Source organism: Gallintestinimicrobium propionicum (genome assembly GCF_025567525.1).
Taxonomy (GTDB): Bacteria; Bacillota; Clostridia; order Lachnospirales; family Lachnospiraceae; genus Gallintestinimicrobium; species Gallintestinimicrobium propionicum.
The window spans coordinates 1-4,867 of the sequence record NZ_JAOQJY010000043.1; the positions used below are offsets into that span (position 1 = coordinate 1).

Annotated in this window: 6 protein-coding genes; all 6 read right to left on the minus strand. The window is 47.9% G+C overall.

The genetic code is table 11. The features are described 5' to 3' along the window. Window positions 1-974: DUF3991 and toprim domain-containing protein (locus tag OCV62_RS17880; protein ID WP_262588343.1), on the minus strand; the 974-nt coding region annotated here is incomplete at its 3' end. Continuing rightward, window positions 971-2,467, minus strand: a complete 1,497-nt coding sequence (gene mobQ / locus OCV62_RS17885) for a MobQ family relaxase (protein WP_262588345.1) — start codon at window positions 2,465-2,467, stop codon at window positions 971-973. The genes mobQ and OCV62_RS17880, both read right to left, overlap by 4 nt. Next, a complete protein-coding gene (locus OCV62_RS17890; RefSeq protein ID WP_097773907.1) occupies window positions 2,433-2,792 on the minus strand; it encodes a DUF3847 domain-containing protein in 360 nt (119 codons plus the stop codon). Before OCV62_RS17890 ends, mobQ begins: the two co-directional genes overlap by 35 nt. Window positions 2,793-2,924: 132 nt before the next feature. Then, the gene (locus OCV62_RS17895) at window positions 2,925-3,305 is read right to left on the minus strand and encodes a hypothetical protein (RefSeq protein ID WP_117998218.1); all 381 of its coding nucleotides are present in this window, start codon (window positions 3,303-3,305) and stop codon (window positions 2,925-2,927) included. Window positions 3,306-3,673: 368 nt separating this feature from the next. Further along, complete coding sequence (locus OCV62_RS17900) at window positions 3,674-4,267, minus strand: hypothetical protein (protein ID WP_208320075.1); 594 nt, start codon at window positions 4,265-4,267, stop codon at window positions 3,674-3,676. A gap of 221 nt (window positions 4,268-4,488) precedes the next feature. Beyond that, a complete protein-coding gene (locus OCV62_RS17905) occupies window positions 4,489-4,833 on the minus strand; it encodes a TnpV protein (RefSeq protein WP_262588350.1) in 345 nt (114 codons plus the stop codon). Window positions 4,834-4,867 lie beyond the last annotated feature (34 nt).

Consider the following 4,867-nt stretch of genomic DNA (forward strand, 5'->3'; position numbering starts at 1 on the left):
TAGGGAAACCATAGCCAATCCACGCTCGTCAGCTCCACATCTGCCATGCGGAGCATGGGAACAGGCTGGGCGGTGGGCAGCTCTCGCAGCGTGATTGTCTCGGCTATGAATTTGCGGCTGGGAATGTCCCCTTGCTGGCGGAGAACATCGTTCCAATCTTTCCTTGCCGGGACAAGGCGAATGACGGCAATCTCACCGGGAATGGACTGTGCCAGTCGTGTGCAGGCTTCATTTCCAGCGGCGTCGCTGTCAAGGCAGAGGAACACTTTTCGGGTGTCCTTGCGTTCAGAAAGAAAACGGTCAAGGGCTTTGCCAGAAACGCCGCCCAGGGCAAGATAGCTCCTTGTCTGCCAATCCTGCGGATAAAGGCAGATAAAGGACAAAAGGTCTATCGGAGCTTCAAAGACAAAGAGCTGGTTGCTGTTGCCCTCATATCGGAACGGATAGGACTTGTCAGACCCGGTAATATCCTGTCTGAATGGGTCTGCCGTTCCTCGCACATGGGCGTATCTCGGTGTGCCGTTTCGGTCTCTGCCGACAAACACAACATTGTGCCGCTTTGCGTCCTCGTAAATATCCCCGGAAAGAAGAAAAGCCTCAACAAGCGTTTTGTTGAGACCTCGGCTTTCGCAAAGATATTGAATTGCTCTGTCGGCTGTTCTGTTGTGCAAGGGCAAGTGGAACGCTGTGGGCGGTGCTGTGGTGGCTTCGGTCTGCCCCTCGCCGCTTTCGCCGGTCAGGAGCTGGACGGCTTCGGGAAAGGATTTTCCGTAAAACTCCATGACAAAATCAATGGGATAGCCGCCCTTGCTCTGGCTGTGGCGAAACCATTTGTTTCCACGAATGGTCAGGCTGTCATGTTCTTTCCAGCGGTATTCTCGTCCGCTTTTGATAAGCGTCTCTCCCTGTGTACGGAGAAAATCTTCCAGACTGACGGCGTTTGCCCGGTCAATCTGTGCTTGGGTATAATTCATCGGGATAGTTCCTCCTTTTTGTGTCGTGTTTGGGGTCGATTTTGGAGCATTTGTTCTTCTGTACGCTCGTTAAATCGGGCGGCAGTATCTACACATGACTTGACCTTCCAAAGACGGTGTAAATCGTCTCTGACGGTCTTAAACTCGCCATAGGTGGTGTTGTGCGCCTGTTCCAGCTCGTCATACTCATCGGACAGCTTTTTCATATCCACCTTGCCGTCTGGGAACTCCCCGGTCAGCTTTCGTCTGGCGGCGTAGAACTGTTTCAGTTCCGCTTCATGCTCTGCCTTGTACTTGGCTCTGGGCTTCTCAAACTTGATTTTCTGCAAGCCGTCATAGACAGGCTTCAAGCTCTGGAAAGCAGCGGAGCTGTCATAGAGCTGCTTAATTGCTTTCATTCGGGCGGTCTGTTCGTCCAGCGTTTTCTTCAAGCTCTCTGTGGCAGCACTGTGTTCGCTGACACGGTGTTCCAAATCTTCAAGGGAATAAATGCCGTTTGCCCGGAGATAATTGAAAGTTTCGTTCATCTCCTTTAGGTTGCTGACCTTGCCTTTCTGCGAATAAGCCCCGGCTCTGCGGCTGGTGTAATAGGCGTTCAGCAGAGAAACAAGGTTTGGTGCCTGCGGCTTGGCAAGCTCCGCTTTTGCTTCGGCAATCCAATCAAACAGGAGAGCGATTTTCTTCTTAATGTCCCGGATAACGGCATTGGTTGCCTTGATCCAGCGGTTGAACTCGCCTTTCTCGGTGCGTATGCCTTTCTTCTCCATTGCCCGGACGGTTGCGCCCTCGTGGACGGTGGGAAGAAGCTCCACGCCCTGACGCTCATAGCTTCGGTGGTCGATACGAACGTCAAGCCCCTTTTCCGCAAACTTGGCATTGCACATCTCCGCCCATGCTTCACGCCAATGTTCCAGCGTTTCGGGACTGCCCCAGTCGGTAGTGGGAACGGCGTTGAAAACAAACTCTCCGTTCTGGTCTCGGATACGGTTGCCGTCCTCGTCCAGTTCGTACACCCGGCGTTGCTTTAGTCCCCATTTGCCGTTCTGCTCGATGGGGCGGATGGGGCAAAGCACATGAAAATGCGGGTTTGGTATGCCGCCGTCCTCCCGGTCTGGCTGGTGTACGGCGAAGTCAACCACCATGCCCCGGCTCACAAAGTTCTCCAACAAAAATTGCCTTGCAAGAGCGATGTTTTCCTCAAGGGAAAATTCATTCTGCAAGGCAATGTCAAAGCTGTATGCAAGCTGGGCGTTCTTTCCACGCTCGGCTTTTTCCACGGCGTTCCATAGGGTCTGGCGGTCTGCGTATTCGGGCGGTGCATGGGACGGCAGGAGAATGTTGGAGCAGATCACGCCGCCCTTTCTGGTGTAGTCGCTGTATTCGCCGTAATACTCGCTATACAATCGCTCCCCGGCACGGTAGGCGGCAGAAGCAATAGCGGACTGTCCTGCGCTTCGCTTAGTCTGCGTGACGCTCAGATGAAATAGTGCCATCGGCTTTCAACTCCTTTTCTCTGTTTGCTTGGCTGATGTGGGTAATCGCCATGTGACGGACGGCTCGCTGGACTTCGGACAGAGAAAAGATGTGTTCCATCAGCTCTGTCATTTCGGTGCGTGTGAGATCTTTGACCTCCGGGGCAAGGCTCTCAATCGTTCCGCCCAGATTGCAAAGGCGGTGGGTGCGCTTGGTGCGTTCGCCTTTCTCCAGATACTTCTTTCTGTTCTCCAGACGCTCCAGTTTGTGCTGTTCCTGTGCAAGCTGCGTCTCGGCTCGTTCCTTTTCGGCTCGAAGCTGTTCAAGGGTTTTCGGTTTTGTCATTGTAATTGACCTCCTTTTTTGATTTTGCGGATAAAAAAAGACCGTCAACTTTTCGCATAGTGCGACCAGTCAACGGTCTGATTTTCGGTATTCGGTTTTTGTGTTCAGTTAGACAAACTGGAAGTTATCGCTTTACTTTTGTTGTATCTTAGCCAAAATACTTTCTATTACAAGTGTTACTGTTATAAAGGCTCCTACAAGGGTATAGTAGTTTAAGCCATACATCAATGGCAAAAGAGAAATAACTACCGTAATAATGGAAAGGACAAACAATGCTTTGAGAACACCTTTCTTCTTCAATGAAAACAATGAAAGTAAGAAGATGGCAACAGTAAGTGTGGCTGTAATAAGTGGAGCAAAATTTGCATAGCCAAACGGTGTAAGGCTAAAGTATGAGAATGTTTCTTTTACTCTTTCTGTTGGAGATGTTGCAAAAATACAAACTGCTCCCAAGGGTAATAATTCTAACACTATTGTTAAAGCTGGCAAAACCGCTAAGCAGACTTTCTTCATGTTGTATATCTCCTTTACAAATTCTGATTTGCTTGTTCCATAAAATTCATTTTATTCGCCTTCAAACTTGCTGGCGGCGAACAGCATTTTATGCTGTTTGCGGACGGCAAGTCCACAAGGGATAGCCGCTTTAGCGGCGCAAGGGGGTGTAGCCACCTTGACGGAACGAAGTGACGCAACATTCTCGGTCAAGCAGTTTTCTTCTGCTGACGGAGAATGAAGCTCCGCAGGACGCACGATACTCCCGATAGGAGAGTATAGAAGTGCGCCCTTTAGTTCCTAAAGGGATTTGCTCCGGCTTAACTTCTCGACAAAATTGAATTTGTTTTTAGTCTATTTGCATAAGATAAAACTATCAATCATTCTGTTTACATTACACCATGGGACAAAACTTCAAACTCAATCTTATCATCCAGCGAGGCAATTTCCGCAACCAGGTCAAGGCTCATATAATCTTCTTCCTGTCCGCTTTCAATTCCAGTCAACCCAACCTGAATAAAAATATTGTAATACTTTGTGATTTCATCGCTATCCAAGGGGAGATAGTTTTCTTGTCGTTCATTCCCTTTATACCATACACTTCTATATTGTCCATTTTTGATATGGTAAGGACGGTGCTTATGATCCCAGTAAGTGAAACCGTACCTTTCATATACAACATAATAATTCCCCGTAAAATAACGGATGTCGGGAAAACTGTCAATCTCCGAGGAGAGGTTTTCACTGGTTTCATCGAGATAATTTCTAAAAATGATTTCTTCAATTAACCCCAGTATTTCCTTATGCCTTCCTGCAAGGAGTTGATATGCTTCTTGTGGAAAATCCTCCTCAATAGAGATTCGGGGCTTTATTTTCAATTCAAAATTCGCATAATCATTATCAACATTTTCTTTTTCAAAGACAATCAAGTTTGGTCTTTTTACTTCCTTTTTCTCTTTAAACTTATCAAAAATCTCCATCATTTAATCCTCCTTAGTTTTTATAAGATGATTATTGAGGCCGATAACCGAAGCATCCGCAAGTCTTACAGACCTTTCTTTCATCCAGCTTCCTGAATATTAAATCCCGATTTGTTGCTCAATTTTCGTGTTCAAATTATACCATAAAACTTGTGAACAATTCTACCTCAACTTTTGTGAGATATGAGAAAAGTCCGAACAGTTTTCTGCCCGGACTTCCTCGCTCAATCATAAATCAATTCCGCTTTCACAACTTCCTCTGCCTGTGCCTTGCAAGCGTTCATCTGCCGCACCCATTCCATTTGGTTTTCGGCTTTCAGCCTTTCGGTCACGCCGTACTGCTTTGCCAGTTGCGGCACGATCAGCTCCATTCGGTTTTGTGCCGCTTCGTCAATCTCGGCGCAATGCTCAAAGAGCTTGTCGGATAGCACCAGCTCATTGAACAGTATCGGGCGGTGCATTTCCAGATACGCTTTGCGGAGTCTGCCGTAGTGCCCGAGGGGCTTGGTCTTGCGGATAATGATGTTCGGGATAAGATAATCGCCGTTCTGTGTGTAAGTGATATTCATGCTGATTGTACTCCTTTCATTGGCTCTCTCTGCG